Genomic DNA, 17,983 nt, shown 5'->3' on the forward strand with positions numbered 1-17,983 from the left:
CGCCCGGCTGCGTCTGTCGTAAAGCGGGCACGTCGCCGGTGAGGACAGACCTGACTTACAGGTACACAGCGGCTGCCCCGATTCCTCGAGGACTGCCGAAGATGATGGTCGGCTGGTCATGCTCCTGACGAGGGTCGGCCGATACGGCCAGGGAGGTGACGGGCGCTGCAGTGATCAACCTGAGGATCTCCTCGCCCGTGCGGCATTCCCATACCCGGACAGTGGTGTCGTCCGGGCTGGCGCTGACCAGCAAGGGCTGCGGGAAAGCCCGGTGGTGCAGCGTCGTCAGGGCGGTCACCTTTCCGCGGTGACCGCTCAGTACCTGCAGGGCTTGCCGCGGTGCCCTGGGATCCCACAGCCTGATGGCGCCGTCGGCTCCGCCTGTGGCAAGAAGCAGACCGGGGGCGCCGGAGAGCATGATGAACTCCAGGCTGTGCACCCCTCCGATGCGCTGTGGCAGGCGGGCATGGGGCTCCCGGCGGGGATGCAGCAGACGGATGGTTCGGGTCGCAACGGCCAGCAGGAGTGGCGCTTCGGCGGGTGAGACGGCAAGGGCTCGCACCGGGCCGTCGGCGCGCGCAATGTCCTGGCGGGCGCCCTCAGCGCGATCGAGGGGGAAGTAGGCGAGGCTGGAGTCGCTGAATCCGGCGACTACGACGGGGGATTGAGGTGGAGAGGTCGGGAGGAAGGCCAGCGTGCGGACGTGGTTGCGGCCGCGACGGCCGGGACGTGCTCCTTCCAGCAGGACTGTTCGTTCGCCCTCGTCGGTCAGGACGTGAAGGCTGCCGTCGCTGTAGGCGACGGCAAGGTTTCCGGGCCAGGTGCGGTCGGCGTGGTCGGCCGTCGCCAGGGCGGTGATGTGGTGGCCGGGAAGGTCGAGAGCAGCGTGCGGGAACGGACGTGGCCGCCCTGTCTCGAACGAGTGGATGCTGATGTCGGTGGCGTGGTTGCTGCTGATGAGCCGGGCCGGGCCGGTGGGTTGGGGGAGCATCGCGATGCGCTGAGCTGACGGGTCTGGCATCGGCTCGGGTCCGATGTCGTCGTTGTGGGGCTGCCACAGTCGGATGGTGCCGTCGAAGGAGCCAGAGACCAGCATCGGTTCGGTCCGGGCGGAGAGTCTTGAGGAGGGGCGCCCGCCCCGGATGCCGCGCCGCCCCGGGCTTTCCGCCAGGACGGCGAGTCCCCGGACAGCTTTGGTGTGTTCGGTCGGTAGCTGGTGGACTACTTCTCCGTCACTGGTGCTGATGAGGGTGATGCGTCCGTCGACGCCGCTGCCGAGAGCAAGGAGTGGCTCGTCGTAGGCACGAGGGTAGAGGGTCATGGAGGCAATGGACTGGCGGAGGCGAACACGTTGCTGTGGGCGTCCGCTGAGGGGGTCGAAGATTCTCAGGCCCTTGCCGGAGCGTGAGGCGATCGCCAACCTGAGTTCGCCGCTCCCGGTGGTAAATGCCTGCAGGGCTGATGTACCCATGCCCTGGCCGGGCAGTTCGGTGACGGTTTTGAGGGTGTGCGCGTCGAGCAGCGGAACGCGGGAGCCGTCCGTTCCGATGGCCAGCAGTACCTGGCCGCCAGGCAGTGGGACGGCTTCCAGGGCGTGCACGGTCGACGGACGGGCGTCAGCGTCAGCCTCTCGCTGGCTGATGACGACTCCGGTGTAGGGGTCCATGGTGAGCGTGGCGTACGGCAGTGCCACGGCAAGCAGGAAGCCGTGCTCGGGTGAGACGAAGGATGCAGTGGCCCGCACGCGGCCGGACAAGAGCTGCTCGATGGCTCCGGTCTCCGGGTCGCACCGCCACAGGCCCGCATCGGTACCCGCCACCAGGCGCGGTCTTCTTCTGCGGGTGTCCACGACAGTCAAGGCACGGGCGAATCGCCCCAGTTGTGTGAAGGGGGCGCCGAACGGCAGCCCGGTGCGGGCGTCCCACATGGTCACTGTTCCGTCGGCATGGCCGGCGGCCACGATGAGTGATCCGTCGCTGCTGAGGAACGTGACGATCTCGAAGATGTCGCTTGAGGTGCCCGCGAGAATGTTCCCGGGCAGGTGCAGGCGATTCCACCGGGCCGTCAGCGACGGGCTGCGGCGGGCTGGGGGCTCTGTGCGGCTGGCCTGGTCGTCGCCGGCACGTTCGGCCAGCGCCAGACTGTCGGCCCTGGCGTCGGGCGGGGCGTCGGCGAGGAACGGCTCAATCCGAGACCAGGCCGCCAGGCAGTGGGTGGCCTCCTGGGCGACGACCGGAAGTCCCAGCGTCCCGCGGATACGGCCGTGGGTTTCGAAAGGAAGGAACGACACGGGGACGTGGGCGTCGTCCAGGACGTCGCCTGCCTCGGCGTGGGCGATCAGGTGCCGGCGCAGATACGGATGTGGTTGCTGATGGGGGGCCTCGGCCAGCAGCCGTGTGAAGGCCTCCGTCAGACTGCGGTGGGCTGCGATGCCGTCGGAGGCATGAGTGTCGTCAACGCCGGGCAGCGGCTGCTGCACGAGCAATGTGTGGGGGGCGGTGCGCAGGGTTTCGCTGACACGTTCGTGGATAGGCCGGTATACGGTCCGACCGTCTTCAACGGCGGTCGTCAGGTAACCGATCAGACGGCTGTTGCGCAACACGCGGATGCAGGCGTCGGGGGCGTCGCAGCCTGGTTCCAGGCCACGGACGGCGGCAGGCCATACCCGTGCCCAGGGCATTCCGGCACCCAGGGCGAACGCCGTGGCACGCAGCACGGCCAGGAGATCTTCCGGGCGCGTGCGGGTGTGCTGGGCGACGTCAGCGAGGTCTTGGCGCAGCAGTTCCTGGGTTCCCTCCCGCAGTTGGCGGCGCCAGTGGGGATCGGAGGGTGCGGGCAGCGCGGTGCGGGCATGGAGCTGCTGGGCCGCGAGCCGGGCGTCCAGGAACGAGGGGGTGACCTCGTGGGCGATGGCAGCGGCGACATCCGCGATGGCGTGGCTGCTGCGACCGGTCAGCCGGCTTCCGGCGGCGGAAGGGGCGCGCAACAGGGCTGCCGCGTAGGCGGCGATGTCGTCCTCGGCACTGTCGTCGTCGGTGCGCAGCGGGGCCAAGGCGCCGGTGGCTTCGCGCAACAGGTCGAGGAGGTCTCGCTCGGTGCGGACGTCCTGGTCCGGCAGGGCGTGGCGGGAGGTGGGCACCGAACTGCGGATGCCGAGGATGAGCCGGACGGCAGACTGGCCGCCGCTGCGCAGGCCAGCCAGGGGGCGAAGAACGTCAGTGATGACGCGACGGGGGTTTTTGGCTTCGTCGATGCCGTCCACGACTACGGTAAGAGGCCGGTCCGTGCGCATCAGTGTGGTGCGGGCGTGCTGGTGCAGCAGGTCCGATGGGTTCTCGTCGGACGGAATGCTCTGGCCGGTGAGAGCCTGGTAGAGGGCGGCATGCAGTTCCTGCGGATCGGTGTTGCGGGCCAGCACTGCGGCGTCGATGGCGCCGGTGGCCACCCTCAGTTCTTCGGGGATCGCCTCCAGGTAGGGGCGGTAGGTGGGGTCATCGCAGAACCGGGAGTCGCTGAGGGTGACCAGCCGGGCCAGCAAGGCGCTCTTGCCGGACCCGGCCTGCCCGGTGACGATCAGGGTGCTGTCGCTGCCGGCGAGGAAAGCGTTCATGCGGGCCAAGAGTGCGGTGCGTCCGGTGAAGTACCAGCCCGTGTCGCTGGACATCTGGCCGGTTGCTTTGTCGATCCAGTAGGCGTCGACGTCGCGCCGGGTCCATCCGAGCTGGCTGCGGGCGTCTTCCAGCAAGGTGGTGTCGGTGTGGCCGGGGTTGGGCAGGCAGGGGCTCAGCTCGCGGGCGGCGAGGCGTCGGCTGACGCTGTTCGGCGGCCACAGCACCTGGACATCGGCCATCTGCGTGGCATCCCAGACCGTGTCCAGGATGGTGTCGAAGTCTTCCCAGCTCAGGTGGGAGCGGGCGTAGCCGTTGGCCTCGTCGGCGCAGTGGGCGTGGACCGCGGCCAGGACAGTGGTGAAAGCACGCAGCCGGGGTCTGCTGTCTTCGTTTCCCGCTGTCAGCACGACGAGTGAGCTCAGGGCGTGTCGGTCGGGGTGCAGGGCTTTGAGGGTTCGGTCGAGTTCTTGGGTGAGGCGGCCGGAGAAGCAGGAGTCGACCATGACCAGTACGTGTTCGGCTGGGGAGTCGAGGGCTGCAGCGATGAGTTCGGCGGTGGGAAACGCGGTGCCCAGGGGGCGTTCGGTATGGGTGTCGGGAAGGCGGAGGAAGTGCCGCTCGTCGGCGGGGGCCAGGCCGTGGCCGGTAAGGTAGATGACCAGGGCGTCGTCGTCGTGTGCGCTGATGAGGTCTTCGTCGATGAGGAAGGCCCGCAGGTCGTGGACGCTGTGCAGTGGTTTGGGTGGGTGCGAGGGTGTGAAGCGGCGCTGGTCGTCCAGGTGGGGGCTGTTCCACCAGTCCTCGACGACGGAGACCTGGGCGTTGATGGCGTCTCGGAAGGCCACGCGCTCGGTGGGCGTGCCGTCGTCGTAGTCGCTGACAGCGATGACGACGAGTCGGCGCCGGTAGGTGGCCGGGACGTGCTCGTCGGTCATGACCAGGCGGCAGTGACGGCGCGAGCGACGGGGCGGGTGCGCAGGTATCTGGGGGCAGCATGCGGATCACGGATACCGTTGTCGACCTCGATGTCGGTCACCCGCTCTGCCACCCCGGCCAGACCGGCTCCGCCCGTGACGACGTCGTCCGGGTCAAAGACGTTGACCCACCGGATGTGCGATGCGATCGGGGCCAGTAGTCCATCGGACAGGCCCATGCCCCGTTGGATGGTGGGGATGGCCAGGGGCGAGCCGCACGTGACAAAGGTGTGTACGGCCATTCCCGCCGTGCCGGGAGCAGCGATCTCTTCGTACCGCAGCAGGTCATAGGCGATCACGCTGCCCAGAGAGTGGCCGAGCAAAACCGTGGTGCGGTCATCGGCGCCTTGCAGGACGTATTTGCGGATCTGGCTGGCCAGTTCGGGCTCGGTCAGGTAGACGTGGACCTCGCGCAGGCGGTGGATGAGCGCGTAGACCCGACCATCAGGCTGGCGCCGGTCGTAGGCGATCGCACGCTGGGTGATCCTCGGCGGCACCTTGACCATTCCGAGAGTCGTCGGATCCACCTGGTCGGCGTACGCGCGCTCTTCCGGGGTGAGCAGATCGTCCAGGGCTTGGACGATGAACTCCTCCTCGGCCGCGGTGAACGGTGTCTCGTCATCGGGCAGCACATGACGTGTGCTCAGCCTGCCGGTGTCTTCAGCCAGCAAAGTGGCCCAGTGCGGCAGTTGCAGTGTGGGATGGGTGCTCTTTGCGTTGAGTGCCTCGGAGCCGTGGAGTTGCTCCACGCCGCGTTCGAGAGCATCGCGCCAGCTCTTGGCCAGCTCACGCTGAGATGTCTTGCCCTGCCGGATCCCGTGCACCCCGAGCACATGCTGCTGCACCCGTTCCCCCGTCGTCTGCTGTTGATCCACTGTCGTGAAGGCCAACTCTACGGGTGCCGCATCAGCCTGTGTGCGGTCAACGGACTTACCTGAGTGGGAGGAGTTGAAGGTCGCGGGCTGCGCAGCGCGGGCGGTCGTGTCTGCAAGAGCAACCGCCGGCACCCATAGGGCTGCGCAGTTGTCAGAGGCGATCCAGTCGAAGGGCAGCCGCCCGCAAGGCCAGGCTCAGCGCACACGGCCCATATCAGCGCAACGACCCCATGCGCATTACGTGTTCACATGCGACCCATCAGAGGTGAATCTTGCCTGAGTCAGCAGCCTTAGCGGATGAATTTGATCATTTTCTGCTTTTGGTTGCATAACTGCTGTCACATGCAGACCATGAATCAGCTCCTGCGCAGGTGCACGGCGTCCTCCTCTTGGCCCCCGCAGCTCTCAGGGGCACACCGTCACTCAGGCATCGGTTCTGGGTGACAGCGCCGGTGGGGTGTGGACAGGGAAGCGGGTGGGCGATGGGGTTGCGGACACAAGAGCTCTGGGCGGCCGCTCGGCAGTGGTCGGGCAATACGGTCCGTCAACTTCTCGTGCCAGCAGGGGATTTGCAGGTCAGCGATACGCCCGAGGGTCAGTTCGTGTACAACTCCTTCGGACGCTGGGCCGTCGCCCGAGACGAGACGGTGGCGGTGTTGAGCGCAACGCTGCCCGATGGCGGTGAGGGGGTGGTGGCTTGGCGAGGGCCGCAGGAGTTGCTGGCTCCTCAGGCGGTGCTGGAGTCGTATGAGAACGCGCTCGAGTTGCACGATGCGGTGCGTGAGGACGGTTTGAGGCCGCCGCAGGGCGGGGCCCTGCACGCGGTGATCGGGTACTGGTACTCGACGCTTCCCGAACCCGGTCTCGTCGTCATGCCGACCGGCACCGGCAAGACGGAGACGATGCTGGCTCTGCTGGTGGCCTGCCGTCCCGAGCGGCTGCTCGTGCTTGTGCCGAGCATTGCACTGCGGGATCAGATCGCCGCGAAGTTCGAGTCGCTGGGGATCCTGCCGCGGCAGAAGGTGGTCTCCGAGAGCGCGCTGCGCCCGTGTGTGGGCCGGGTGACGCGCCGGTTCACGGACGCGGCCGAGGCGAAGGCGTTCGCCGCGGCCTGCAACGTCGTGGTGACAACACCGCATGTGCTGCATCACTGCACGCCAGAGGCGAGGCAGGCGCTGCTGTCCGAGTTCAGCCATCTGATCGTCGATGAAGCCCACCATGCGCCGGCGTCGACCTGGACGAGCGTGATCCGGAAGTTCGAGGAACAGAAGGTGGTGAACCTGGTCGGTCTCGGATTCACGGCCCCACCCCAGCAGGAGTTGGGCGACCGGTGGCGCTCCAACCTCACGGACATCTACAAGGAAGTCCTTCGAGCCGCCGGCGCCCAGGTGAGAACCACCCGCGGCCGACGCATGGTTCTTCGGTGCGCACCCCGCACACCGTCAAGGTCGCGCGAGTGCCGAGAACCGAGCCCATCGAGCCGGACCCGGGAGACACCATCGTCTTCAGGGGCGACTCGCAGGTCCGTTTCGAACCCAACAGTTTGGAGTTTGTCGATGAGAAGGCAGCCATCCGCGCCCTTGAGCCCATCGCCCAGTGGTTGAGTGCCGACCGCTCCCGGCATGCTCGGCTCGTCGGTACCACCGCAGACGTCGACCTGATGTCCCGACAAGTCAGGTTCGGTCGGCAGCGCGCCGACCGTGTGGGTGACCTTCTGATCGGGCTGGGTGCCTCGGCCAGACAACTCAGCACCCGCGGGGTGGGGAGCGCGTTCCCAGCGTACGTCCCTGACCACGATGCTGCTGGGAACTTGCTCAGCGCCCCGGCGGCGTTGAACCGTTCCGTTCGTATTGCCCTGAGTGGGCCCCAGCATTGACAACAGCCAGCGTTGAAGGCTGGTGGGGACGGCGGATCGGGTGAGCCCTCGAAGGGTGGGCCGCAGTGGAGGGTGCCGTTGACCGAGTCCAGGGAGCGGGCGTTGCTCGCGGTGCGGAAGGTCCAGGTTCCCTCCTCGTCCGGCAGGAAGGTGAAGGGGTTGCCGTGCTCGGGGCCGTGCGGCTCCCGGCGGAGACCCGGTCGTCTGCCGGGTCGGTTCCGCTGTGCTCGGTCACCTTCATCCGGCCCCATCTGGCCGACGAACAGGGGGCAGGCCTTACCAGGGTGGCGTGACCGGCGGCTTCGGCGGTGACGAGGGGTCGTCCTTGGTCCATGCCTTGGTGACGCCGTCGAAGGCGTCGCTGAGGAAGCGCACCAGACTCCGGAACCACCTCACCGCTCAACCTCCGGTTCCGGTGGGCGCGTTGTCGACGGAGGCTGCCCCGGCGTCGGACGAGCGTCCCGTTCGGCCATCGTGAGGACGACCCGGTCCGCGTCCAGGGGCAGGTGGTACGGCTGTACGCCCAGGAGGTCACGGAGTGCCGACCCGATGGCCGCCGCCGGGAGGATCACCGGTGGCTCGCCCAGGCCCTTGGCTCCGAACGGTCCGGTGTGCGAGTGGTTGGTCTCGATGAAGAGGGTCTCGATGTGCGGCGGTACGTCGGCGATGGTCGGAAGACGGTAGTCGTGGAAGTTGCCGTTGACGATGACTCCCCGGTCGTTCGTCCTGAGGTTCTCCGTCAGGGCGTAGCCGATGCCCTGCACGACGCCTCCCTCGACCTGTCCGCGTGCGCCGACAGGGTTGACCACCCTGCCGACGTCGTGGACGGCGATGAAGTTGAGGACATCGACCCGTCCGGTCTCTTCATCCAGGGCGATCTCCACGCCGTGGCAGTGGAAGGTGGGCTCACCCAGTCTGAGGAAGCGGGCGCCCCGCAGGTCGGAGCCTTCGACGGGGGCGAGCTCCGCCCGGTATCGACCGGTCGCGACCACCGGGCCGGAACGCATGTGCGCGGATGCGGACACGTCGGCGATGGTCATGCCGGTCTCCGGTGCGCCCTCGACCTCGACGCGCCCTTCGCGGAGCACCAGGTCGGCCGGGTCGACCCCGAGCAGTCGTGAGGCTTCGTTCCTGATCTGCTCGGCGACGGCGCGAGCGGCGAGAACCGTGGCGTTGCCGGTGGCGAACATGGTGCGGCTGCCACGGGAACCCGAGTCGTACGGGGCGTCCCGGGTGCCGCCGGACTTCAGGACGACGCGGTCGGGCCGCAGCCCGAGTTCTTCGGCGACCATGCTCGGCAGGGCGGTCGAGATGGCGCCGGTCCCGATCTCGGTTCCGCCCGAGGACAGCGTCGCGGTGCCGTCCTCGTGCAGTTCGACGGTCGCGGCCGACGGTGTGCCGAGGGTGGACCACCATGCGCAGGCGAGCCCGTAGCCGCGTCGTCGGTGGTCGTCCCGGGGGACGTCGGCCTGGCGCCATTGCCGCAGCCGGCTCTCGACGACGCGCATGCACTCGTCGGTCGTCCCGCGGAGGGTGATGAGCTCACCTGTGGGGCCGCGGTCGCCTTCGCCGATGAAGTTACGTCGTCGCACCTCTGCGGGGTCCAGCCCGAGCCGCTGGGCGATGTCCTCGATCTGCGCCTCGGCGGCGTAGACCATCTGCGGGCCCGACGGGCCGCGGAACGAGCCGGTGGGGCAGGTGTTGGTGTAGACAGCGCGCCCGCGGACGTCCAGGGCGTCGATGCGGTAGGGGCCGGTCGCGTAGAACGCGGCCATCGAGGTCAGGATGGGCGTGTCCATCGCGTACGCGCCGGCGTCGAGCACGACGTCGCACCTTCGGGCCAGGATGCGGCCCGACTCGTCGACCGCGCTGGACATGCGCACGATCGAGTTCTCGCGCGGGTTGCCGGTCACCATGTCTTCCGCGCGGGAGCAGACGATCTGGACGGGACGACTGGTGGCCAGGGTCATCGCGGCCGCCTGGGGCGCGAACAGCAGGTGCAGCTTGCCGCCGAAACCGCCGCCGACGGCGGGCACCCGCACCTCGATCGCGCCGGTGGGCAGGTCGAACAGCTCGGCGAGCTGGGCCCGTACGCCGAACGGCTGCTGCGTGCTCATGAGCAGCGAGAACCCACCGGGTGCGGGCACGGCGGTCACGGCTCGTGGTTCCAGATAGGCCTGGTGCGCCCGGTGCGACTCGATCTCGGTGTGCACCACGGCGTGTGCCGTGGCGAAGACGGCGTCCACGTCACCGCGTGAGATGTGGACGTCCTCGATGACGTTCGTGTCCCTGTCGTGCACCAGCACCTCGGCGCTCGTCAGGGCCTCGCGGAGGTCGACGACGGGTGTCGTCGCCTCGATGTCGATCTCGACCATGCCTGCCGCTCGGCGGGCGACCGCCAGGGACGTGGCCGCGACCATCGCCACGGGTTCGCCGACGAACCTGACCCGGTCACGGGCGAAGATCGGCTGGTCCTTGACGTAGTTCCCGTAGCGGCGGTCGGTCACGTCCTTCGCCGTCAGCACCTTGACGACGCCGTCGAGCGCCGCTGCCCGGTCGACGTCGATGCCGCGAATCCGGCCGGCCGCGACGGGCGACTGCACGAGGACGCCGTGGAGCATCCCCGGGAGGCGGATGTCCTCGGTGTAGGTGGTGTGGCCGGTGAGGCGCTCGACCGCGTCGCGGCGGATGAGCCGGCGGCCGACGTTCTGGTACTGGCCGAAGTCTTTGTCGCTCATCGTGGTGCCCCGCTCGCTCGCCGGACGGCCTCCAGGATCGGCAGGTAGCCCGTGCAGCGGCACAGATTGCCGGCGAGCGCCTCCTTGATGTCCTCGTCGGTGGCCGCTCCTGGTTCGGTTCTGGCGAGCAGCGCGCAGGTCGACATGATGATGCCCGGGCTGCAGAAGCCGCATTGGACGGCGTCGGCCTTCACGAACTCCTCGGCGACGAGCGCGCCGATCCCGCCGGCGGTGGCGCCTTCGACCGTCTCCACCGCGTGTCCCTCGCATTCCAACGCGTACACGAGGCAGCTGTTGACCGCTTCGCCGTCGACGGTGACGGTGCACGCGCCGCAGTCGCCCGTGCCGCATCCGAGCTTCGCGCCGGTGAGGCCGCACTCGTACCGCAGGGCGTCCAGGAGCAGCGTGTCGGGCGCGACCGTGATGTCGTGGTCCGAGCCGTTGACGCGCAGGGTCATGTGTGTGGTCATCGTGGGTGTCCTTCTCGCGCGCGTTCGAGCGCGATGCCGATCGCGCGCTTCGCGAGCACTGGTAGCACGGTGCGCCGGTGGGCACGTGAGCCCCGGCCGTCGTCGATGGGGGTGGCGGTGTTGAGCACCAGCTGGGCGGCCGCCGCGACGGAGGGTTCGTCCAACTCCGTCCCGACGAGCGCGTCGGCGGCTTCGGGGGCCGGCACAGGGGTGGCCGCGGCGGCGCCGAGCGCCACGCGGGCGGCGACGCAGCGGCCGTTCTCGATCTCCAGATGGACCGCGACGCCGACGACGGCGAGGTCCATCGCGCGACGATAGGTGAAGCGCAGATACGCGGAGGCACCGCGGGACGCGGGAACGATGACGCGGGTGAGCAGCTCGTTGGGTTCGCGGACGGTTCGGCCCGGCCCGGTGAAGAAGGCGTGTGCCGGCACCAGTCGGGTCCCGGTGGTGGAAGCGAGTTCCAGCTGCGCGTGTGCGGCCAGAATCCCGGGGAGGGTGTCGCCCGCCGGTGAGGCCCGGCAGATGTTGCCCCCGATCGTTCCGCGTACGCGGGTCTGCCAGCCGCCGACGAGCGCCGCTCCGTCGGTGATGGCGTTGGGCGGTACGACGGTCGTCCTGGCCAGCTCCCGCAAGGTGGTGGCGGCGCCGATGGTGAGCGTGCCGTCCGCGTCGCGACTGATGCCCCGCAGTTCGGAGAGGCCCTTGATGTCGACGATGTCGTGTGCGCGGTCGACCGTGCCGTCGGCACGCAGGACGACGAGGTCGGTGCCGCCGGCGAGCACCGAGGCCGGGCGGCGGTCCAGCATGGTCAGGGCTTCGGCAAGGTTGTCGGGCCGCCTGTAGCTGCCGACGTCGGGCTCGGACATCCCCATCCTCGTTGTCATGGCTCCTGTGTGGGGGCCCGTGGTGTCTTGGCGTTGAGCGTTCGGCATGCCGATCCCGTGGGCGCGCGTTGCGGAACCGTGGTCAGTTCCTGGCGGTTGCGCGGACCGAAGCGGCCAGTGCGACGACCGCTCCTACGTAGCCGTGGTGGCGCAGACCCATGACGGTCGCGTCGCAGGACTGGGTGAACGTCGAGAGGTGCCCGGTGGCGAAGATGTTGGCGAAGTGCACCTCGGCGAACGGTCTCCCGGTCTCCTCCAGGGCGATGCGAGTCGGGTCGCCGAATGCCCAGAGGCCGCCGGGGTTGATGAGGTAGCCGTCCATGTCCGGGTTGGCCTCGAGAAAGTCGACGAGGTCGCCTTCGTGGTTGGAGTGGAAGGCGGTCACGTCGACGCCGATGGCGTCGCCGACTTCGGTGATCAGGTCTTCGAGTGCCTGGAGGGAGGCGATGCTTCCGTAGATGTTCCGGTCGCGCCGCCCGAGGTTGGTCATGTTCAAGCCGTTGAGCAGCGCGAAACGCAGGCGCCTGCCGTCCTCGGTTCCTGGCGTGCCCTCGGTGTCTGGGGTGCCCGGGGTGTCCGTGTGGGTCATCTGAGGCCTCCGGGTCAGCCGTAGAGAGAGCGTGGGTTGCCGTGCGAGCGGTTGATCTCGCTCGTTCCCTCGGGGTCGAGGAAGTCGGGGTCGTCGAGCGCGAGGGAGAGGGCCACCAGGGCTCCCAGGACGGCGTGCCGGTCGGGCCCGGCGAAGATGCCGGTGACGCTGGGGGCGAAGATCGACTCGCCTCGGAGCTCCGCCTGGTCGAGATGCAGCTCGATGGCGGGTTTCCTGGCGTCCTTGAGGACGTGTCGCAGGGATTCGCCGACGCGCACCAGGCCGCCGGGGTTCACGAGGAAGGCGTTGACCTGGCCGGCGTTGGCGTGGACGTACTCCAGCAGCCGGCCCTCGTGGTTGGACCGGACGTGTCGAACCGCGATCCCGAGGTCGTCGCCCCACGTCCGCAGTTGACGCTCGAAATCGTCGGCAGGCGGGAGCCGCCTGGTGGTGTTGGGGCCGCTCAGGAGGGCGATCTCCCACCGCTGGTCGGTCGTACGGAGTGTCTTCAGGTCCACGGAGTGTCCTTTGCGCATCGGGAAGGAGTCAGGACCGTCGGGTCGCGAGCCGGGCCGGGGCCGGGGTGTTGCGGGAACGCAGCGCTCGGACCTCGCCGTCGATGACGACGCCGCCGATGCCGGGGATGTCCCCGCGTTCGATGGCAGAGAGCGCGTCGGTGGCGACGCCTCCGCTGGGAGGCTGCATGAGGACGAAGTCGGCGGGGCGGCCGATCTCGATGATGCCCTCGGGGCGGCGCAGCACCCGGCCGCTGTTGCCGGTGGCGAGCGCCAGGGCGTCCGTGGCGCTGAGGCCACCGAGGGAGGAGAACTCGGCGACCGTCTTGATCATGCCGAGCGGCATCACGCCGGTGCCGGTGGGCGAGTCTGTGGCGATCAGGATGCGGTCCAGTTCGTCGCGCTCCTTGGCGATCTCGAGCATCAGCAGGCTGGAGCGCAGGTTGCCGGCCTGCACCAGCTGGAGCGCTCCGGGAGCCTCGAAGACGTGCTTGAGGTGCTCGTCCGGGAGGGAGGTCGTGCCGCCGTTGGCGTGGCCGACGATGTCGCAGCCGAGCGCGATGACGTCGTCGAGTGAGACGGCCGCGGATCCGGGCACGGATGCGCCGCCCGTGTGGTTCATGACGATGAACCCGGCGGCCTGGGCCGCGCGTACGAGCGGGGCTGCCTGCGACTGGCTCTCGAAGGCGCCGAATCCCACCTTCGCCAAGCCGACGCGTTCGGCGGCGAGTTCCGCGAAGTCCTCTTCCTTCAGGGAGGGGCTGATGATGACCGAGCCGCCGAGTACCTTGACGCCGCCCGGACGGATGTTCTCCCAGGATCGCTGTGCCGCGATCGCGAGGCCTTTGAGGCCGGCGCGGTCGCTGGGACGCCCGGGCACGTGGATTTCGGAGGCCGACATCATCAGGGTCGTACCGCCGTGCAGGTAGCTCTCGATCCAGCCGACGGTCTGCTGTCGGGGAGTCCAGTCGCCGAAGGTGACGTGCACGTGGGTGTCGATGAGGCCGGGGGTGAGGATGGCGCCGTTGGCGTCGAGGGTGACGTCGGCGTCGCCGGTTTCACCGTCGGTGCCGAGCGCCGCGATCCGCCCGTCGACGCAGCGGACCGATTCGATCGCCATGAGCGGGTCACCTAGCCGGCCGCTGACGGCGCCGGCGAGGTTGACGATGTCGAGGGTGCTCACTGCTTCTCCTGTTTCCTGACGTCCTCGACCGTCATGCCGCCCACGCGGTCGTTGAGCCGGCCGCGGGAGGAGACGGCGACGATGACGGCCACCTCGTCCGCGAGCGGCGCGTCGGGGACGAACAGGGTGAAGGCGTCGTAGTGGGAGCGGACCCAGACCTCGTCCTTGTGGGCGAGGGGGACGTCGACCTGGACCCCGGGGCCGCAGCGCTTGCTGACCGAGGAGATCCACGCCTCGCCGCCCACCGCGTCGCGGACGCCTTTGCCGAACTCGCCGATCTTGTGTGCGACGCCGTGCTCGATCTCGCCGTCGGCGCCCACGAGGGATGCCTTGCCGTAGCCCTCGACCTCGAGTCCGAGGGTCTCGGCGGCGGTGGAGGCCAGCAAGCGCCCGAGCTCGTAGTTGTCGTCGGTGATGGCCGCGAGGTCGTCGGAGTAAGGCCGGCCGGCGTAGGGATTGCTCAGCACGGCGATCGCGGCAGCCTTGACAAGAGGCCGGTCGGCGTCCTGGCCGCCCTCGGACCGGGTCTCTTCCCGGACGGTCAGGATCTTGCGGATCCGCAGGGTCATCGCTCTTCCTCCAACAGTTCTGCCGACTTGAACCACTGGGTGGGCTCTATGTCTCGGAAGATCACGTGGACCGTGTCCGGACGCGCGGCGCCGATCTCCACGAAGGCCTCGCAGATGGCTCGGGCGAGCTTCTCCTTCTGCTCGCGCGAGCGCCCCTCGTACCACGTCACGTCCACCAGCGGCACAGCGCTCTCCCATCCGAACGAGCCGCCGGCGCCGACCACTTGGGCACCGAACAGATTCTCCTCATGACGTTCCCTTCGGTATCCATGCGGCGCGGGGCGACGAGCACTGACTGCGGACGGACCGACAGCCGGCGCCCAGGGGGAGATCGTGGGATGTCAGGCCGCGACCACAGCGGTGGTCCCCACCGAGTGGGGGGACGGCCGAGTCCGACCCGCGGTGCAACACAGGATGCCGCGACAATTGATTCATGAATAGCGCGGAAACTTGTCCAGTATCTTTCAGTTTTTCTTCATGGTAGCGTCGGGGCGTGAGGTTCGATCTGCACCGCATGCGGTTGCTTCGAGAACTGGCGCGACGCGGCACCGTCACCTCGGTGGCCGCCGCCCTGGCCTACAGCCCGTCAGCCGTCTCCCAACAGCTCGCCGTGCTGGAGGAGGAGATCGGAACGCGGCTTTTCGAGCCGGACGGCCGGCGCATCAGACTCACTGAGCAGGCGCACATCCTCGTCGCCTACACAGCCGCAGTGCTGGAGCAGCTGGAACGGGCCGAAACGGACATCCTCGCGTCGCTGGACAACGTCGTGGGCACGATCAGACTCGCCACGGTCCAGACCGCCGCGCTCGCACTCGTGCCCGCGACGCTGACCTCGCTGACGGAAGACCACCCCAGACTCACGGTGCAGTTCACCCAGGCCGAACCCGAAGTCGCGCTCCCCGGTCTGCTGGCCCGCGAGTTCGATCTGGTCTGCGGCGAGAACTACCTCGACTTTCCGACCAGCCGTTCGAGCGAGATGCACTTCGATGTGGTTGCCGAAGACCCCATCCGCGTCGCGTTCCTGGACCCGCCCGAGGGACGCGAACCGAGCGAGGCGGTTCTTACGGATCTTGCCGACCACCCCTGGGTTCTGGAGCCAGAAGGCAGTCCAGGGCGCGCCTGGGCCACGGCCACCTGCCGCCAAGCCGGCTTCGAACCAAGAGTGGCCCACGAGACCTCTGACGTACTGGTGCAGGCGCGGCTCGTCGCGAGTGGCCACGCGGTGGCGTTCCTGCCGGACCTCACCTGGTTCGACCGTGAGCCGAGTTTCCACCTGCGCCAGATGGCGGCCTCCCACGTGCGGCAGATCGTCACGACCTGCCGGGTCGGCTCGCACCGCAACCCCGCGCTCGTGGCGGTGCGTGGCGCGCTCCGAGACGCCTATCAGCACAGCAGGCCCAGCATCACCGATCGTTAGGGCCTACAGCTCGCCTACTGACTGGTCCTGCGTTCGGCAGAACGATAAGTATTGCTGCACGGTTCCCTCCACGTTTCCCCGCTTTACCTGGATGGCGGGACGTGAGTCACTTGGCCTCACGCCGATCGAGAGCCCGGGCTCGGCACTCCGCACAGCCGTGACACCTCAGTCGAGCTCGAGAGCCAGGACTTTGACATGACGGACTTCCCGAACCTCTTCAACCCCATTCAGGTAGGTCCATACCTCCTGAAGAACCGGATCATGAACACCGGGCACGCCGCACACTTCCAACTCGGGGACGGCACCCCGACCGACGCGTACGCCTACTACGTTCGCGAACGAGCCAAGGGCGGCGCCGGTGTCATCGTCACCGGGCATACGGTTCCCGTCCATGACGGTGACGCCTCGCTCTCGCTGGCCACCTACAGCGACGCGACCATGGACGCGTTCGCCAAGATGGTGCAGGGGTGCCACGAGTTCGACGTCCCCCTCATCGCGCAGCTCGGTCACCGTGGACGTCGCCTCATGGATCACGCGGGATTCCTCCGCCGCGACATCGTCGCCCCGTCGCCCGTCCCGACCCCCGACTATTCGGTACCCCTGTTCATGCCCCACGAGCTGTCGACCGGCGAAGTGGAAGGGATCGTCGAGTCGTTCGGCGCCGCAGCGGACCGCATGCGTCGCTGCGAGTTCGACGGGATCGAGCTCGCCATCGGCATGGACTACCTGTTCGCGAACTTCCTGCATCCACACGGCAACCGCCGCGACGACAAGTACGGCGGCAAGGACCTGCGTGAACGGATGAGGTTCCTCAACGAAGTGCTCACGGTGACGCGCGAGGGGATGGGCAAGGACCGGCTCCTCGGCGTCCGGCTCTACGACGACGGCGTGGACTACAGCATGAGTCTGGCCGAGCACGTCGAGCTGGCCAAGATCCTCGAAGCGGAGCAGCTCGTCGACTACATCAACATCTGGCAGGCCATCACCTCCGTCCCTCGCATCGGTCGCGCCCACTGGCCCAGCCACTACTTCGAGACCGGGGCGTTCGTCCACCTCTCGGAGGCCATGAAGGACGCCGGCATCAAACTGCCGATCATCGGAGCGGGTCGTCAGGACTCACCGGCCTTCGCGGAGCAGTCCATCGCCGAGGGAAAGCTCGACATCGTGGGCATGGCGAAGACCCTCATCGCCGACCCTCACTTCCCCAACAAGGCGCGTGAAGGTCGCATCGACGACATCCGCACCTGCATCGCCTGCACCCAGTCCTGTGTCGGTCATGTCGACAAAGGGCTCGGCGTCGGGTGCATCTACAACCCGGTCACCGGCCGGGAGCAGGCGTGGGGGGAGCTGGAGCCGGCCGACGAACCGAAGCGGGTCGTCATCGTCGGCGCCGGACCGGCCGGCATGGAGGCGGCCCGCACCGCCGCGACGCGGGGACACGAGGTGATCCTGTTCGAACGCGACCGGCGCATGGGCGGCCAGGTCAATCTCGTCATGACGACACCGAAACGCGGCAACTTCGAGGAAGTCATCCTCTGGTTCGAGCGGCAGCTGCCGAAGGTCGGGGTAGACGTTCGACTCGGCGTGGAGGCTGACGCGACGACCGTCCTGGCCGAGTCTCCCGACGTCATCCTCGTCGCCACCGGGTCCACGCCCTTCGTTCCGGAGCTGATCGGCGCGGACCTCCCGCATGTGCACACCGCGCGTGAAGTCCTCGCCGACGACACCGTGGCCGGCAGGAACGTCCTCGTGTTCGACGTCGGTGGCCGGGCGGAAGGGGCCACCACGGCCGACTACCTCGCCGCCAAGCGACACAACGTCAGGTTCGTGACCGGGATGGAGACCGTGGCCCCCGAAATGCCATCGCCGGCGCGGCACCATCTCCTCGAAGTGCTCATGAACAGCCCGCGAGTCGAACTGCACACCCATACCGCGATCCACGAGATCGAAGAGGGCTCGATCACCACGTTCAATGTCGTCACCTGGGAACCCGACAGCATCGAAGGCATCGACACCGTTGTCGTAGCCGCCGGCGGCATCGCCGACGACTCGCTCTACCGCCAACTGGTGAAGCAGCACCCGAATGTGCAAGCGATCGGCGACTGCTACCAGCCGCGAGACATCGAGATCGCCATCGTCCACGGGCACCGGGCCGGCCGCGGGATCTGACACGGGTGGGCCACACTTCGGCAACCCGTGATCACCAAGCCTTGTGCCCCTTCTTCTGCGAGTTGCCCCATCGCGCCTATGTGCGCGACCTCCCAGGCAGGGCAGTGCCA

At 68.4% G+C, this 17,983-nt stretch carries 14 protein-coding genes; 4 read left to right on the top strand and 10 right to left on the bottom strand.

Annotated features, from left to right (window positions below):
- Positions 1-55: 55 nt before the first annotated feature.
- Both L3078_RS00340 and L3078_RS00345 read right to left on the bottom strand, forming a co-directional pair.
- The gene (locus L3078_RS00340; protein WP_239749317.1) at positions 56-4,546 is read right to left on the bottom strand and encodes an NACHT and WD repeat domain-containing protein; all 4,491 of its coding nucleotides are present in this window, start codon (positions 4,544-4,546) and stop codon (positions 56-58) included.
- Positions 4,543-5,460, bottom strand: a complete 918-nt coding sequence (locus L3078_RS00345) for an endopeptidase (RefSeq protein WP_239749326.1) — start codon at positions 5,458-5,460, stop codon at positions 4,543-4,545. Before L3078_RS00345 ends, L3078_RS00340 begins: the two co-directional genes overlap by 4 nt.
- A gap of 482 nt (positions 5,461-5,942) precedes the next feature.
- Between L3078_RS00345 and L3078_RS00350 the strand changes: the two genes are divergently transcribed.
- Positions 5,943-7,064, top strand: coding sequence for a DEAD/DEAH box helicase family protein (locus L3078_RS00350; RefSeq protein ID WP_239749343.1), 1,122 nt, complete (start codon positions 5,943-5,945; stop codon positions 7,062-7,064).
- Positions 7,004-7,336: a hypothetical protein gene (locus tag L3078_RS44840; RefSeq protein ID WP_420864024.1), complete on the top strand. Its 333-nt coding sequence runs from the start codon at positions 7,004-7,006 to the stop codon at positions 7,334-7,336. The genes L3078_RS00350 and L3078_RS44840 overlap by 61 nt, the downstream gene beginning before the upstream one ends.
- 392 nt (positions 7,337-7,728) lie before the next feature.
- On the opposite strand, the gene L3078_RS00355 is transcribed toward L3078_RS44840, so the two are convergent.
- From L3078_RS00355 to L3078_RS00390, 8 genes are all read right to left on the bottom strand, one after another.
- Positions 7,729-10,074, bottom strand: a complete 2,346-nt coding sequence (locus L3078_RS00355; RefSeq protein WP_239749355.1) for a xanthine dehydrogenase family protein molybdopterin-binding subunit — start codon at positions 10,072-10,074, stop codon at positions 7,729-7,731.
- Positions 10,071-10,544, bottom strand: a complete 474-nt coding sequence (locus L3078_RS00360; RefSeq protein WP_239749358.1) for a (2Fe-2S)-binding protein — start codon at positions 10,542-10,544, stop codon at positions 10,071-10,073. The genes L3078_RS00355 and L3078_RS00360 overlap by 4 nt, the downstream gene beginning before the upstream one ends.
- Positions 10,541-11,413: an FAD binding domain-containing protein gene (locus L3078_RS00365; RefSeq protein ID WP_239749361.1), complete on the bottom strand. Its 873-nt coding sequence runs from the start codon at positions 11,411-11,413 to the stop codon at positions 10,541-10,543. The genes L3078_RS00360 and L3078_RS00365 overlap by 4 nt, the downstream gene beginning before the upstream one ends.
- A gap of 100 nt (positions 11,414-11,513) precedes the next feature.
- On the bottom strand, positions 11,514-12,020 hold the full coding sequence (locus L3078_RS00370) for a type II 3-dehydroquinate dehydratase (protein ID WP_239749397.1): 507 nt from the start codon (positions 12,018-12,020) through the stop codon (positions 11,514-11,516).
- 14 nt (positions 12,021-12,034) lie between these two features.
- Positions 12,035-12,538: a type II 3-dehydroquinate dehydratase gene (locus tag L3078_RS00375; protein ID WP_239749409.1), complete on the bottom strand. Its 504-nt coding sequence runs from the start codon at positions 12,536-12,538 to the stop codon at positions 12,035-12,037.
- 28 nt (positions 12,539-12,566) lie between these two features.
- Positions 12,567-13,718: an amidohydrolase family protein gene (locus tag L3078_RS00380; protein WP_239749412.1), complete on the bottom strand. Its 1,152-nt coding sequence runs from the start codon at positions 13,716-13,718 to the stop codon at positions 12,567-12,569.
- On the bottom strand, positions 13,715-14,287 hold the full coding sequence (locus tag L3078_RS00385; protein WP_239749420.1) for an amino acid synthesis family protein: 573 nt from the start codon (positions 14,285-14,287) through the stop codon (positions 13,715-13,717). The genes L3078_RS00380 and L3078_RS00385 overlap by 4 nt, the downstream gene beginning before the upstream one ends.
- The gene (locus L3078_RS00390) at positions 14,284-14,472 is read right to left on the bottom strand and encodes a tautomerase family protein (RefSeq protein WP_239749443.1); all 189 of its coding nucleotides are present in this window, start codon (positions 14,470-14,472) and stop codon (positions 14,284-14,286) included. The genes L3078_RS00385 and L3078_RS00390 overlap by 4 nt, the downstream gene beginning before the upstream one ends.
- Positions 14,473-14,801: 329 nt before the next feature.
- Between L3078_RS00390 and L3078_RS00395 the strand changes: the two genes are divergently transcribed.
- Complete coding sequence (locus L3078_RS00395) at positions 14,802-15,704, top strand: LysR family transcriptional regulator (RefSeq protein WP_338059559.1); 903 nt, start codon at positions 14,802-14,804, stop codon at positions 15,702-15,704.
- Positions 15,705-15,899: 195 nt separating this feature from the next.
- Positions 15,900-17,873, top strand: a complete 1,974-nt coding sequence (locus L3078_RS00400) for an oxidoreductase (protein ID WP_239749450.1) — start codon at positions 15,900-15,902, stop codon at positions 17,871-17,873.
- Positions 17,874-17,983 lie beyond the last annotated feature (110 nt).

The organism is Streptomyces deccanensis (assembly GCF_022385335.1).
GTDB lineage: Bacteria > Actinomycetota > Actinomycetes > Streptomycetales > Streptomycetaceae > Streptomyces > Streptomyces deccanensis.

Coding starts and splice junctions, on each gene's coding strand:
- L3078_RS00340 (WP_239749317.1), bottom strand. CDS start 4,546: ATGACCGACGAGCACGTCCCGGCCACCTACCGGCGCCGACTCGTCGTC.
- L3078_RS00350 (WP_239749343.1), top strand. CDS start 5,943: ATGGGGTTGCGGACACAAGAGCTCTGGGCGGCCGCTCGGCAGTGGTCG.
- L3078_RS00355 (WP_239749355.1), bottom strand. CDS start 10,074: ATGAGCGACAAAGACTTCGGCCAGTACCAGAACGTCGGCCGCCGGCTC.
- L3078_RS00360 (WP_239749358.1), bottom strand. CDS start 10,544: ATGACCACACACATGACCCTGCGCGTCAACGGCTCGGACCACGACATC.
- L3078_RS00365 (WP_239749361.1), bottom strand. CDS start 11,413: ATGTCCGAGCCCGACGTCGGCAGCTACAGGCGGCCCGACAACCTTGCC.
- L3078_RS00370 (WP_239749397.1), bottom strand. CDS start 12,020: ATGACCCACACGGACACCCCGGGCACCCCAGACACCGAGGGCACGCCA.
- L3078_RS00385 (WP_239749420.1), bottom strand. CDS start 14,287: ATGACCCTGCGGATCCGCAAGATCCTGACCGTCCGGGAAGAGACCCGG.
- L3078_RS00395 (WP_338059559.1), top strand. CDS start 14,802: ATGCGGTTGCTTCGAGAACTGGCGCGACGCGGCACCGTCACCTCGGTG.
- L3078_RS00400 (WP_239749450.1), top strand. CDS start 15,900: ATGACGGACTTCCCGAACCTCTTCAACCCCATTCAGGTAGGTCCATAC.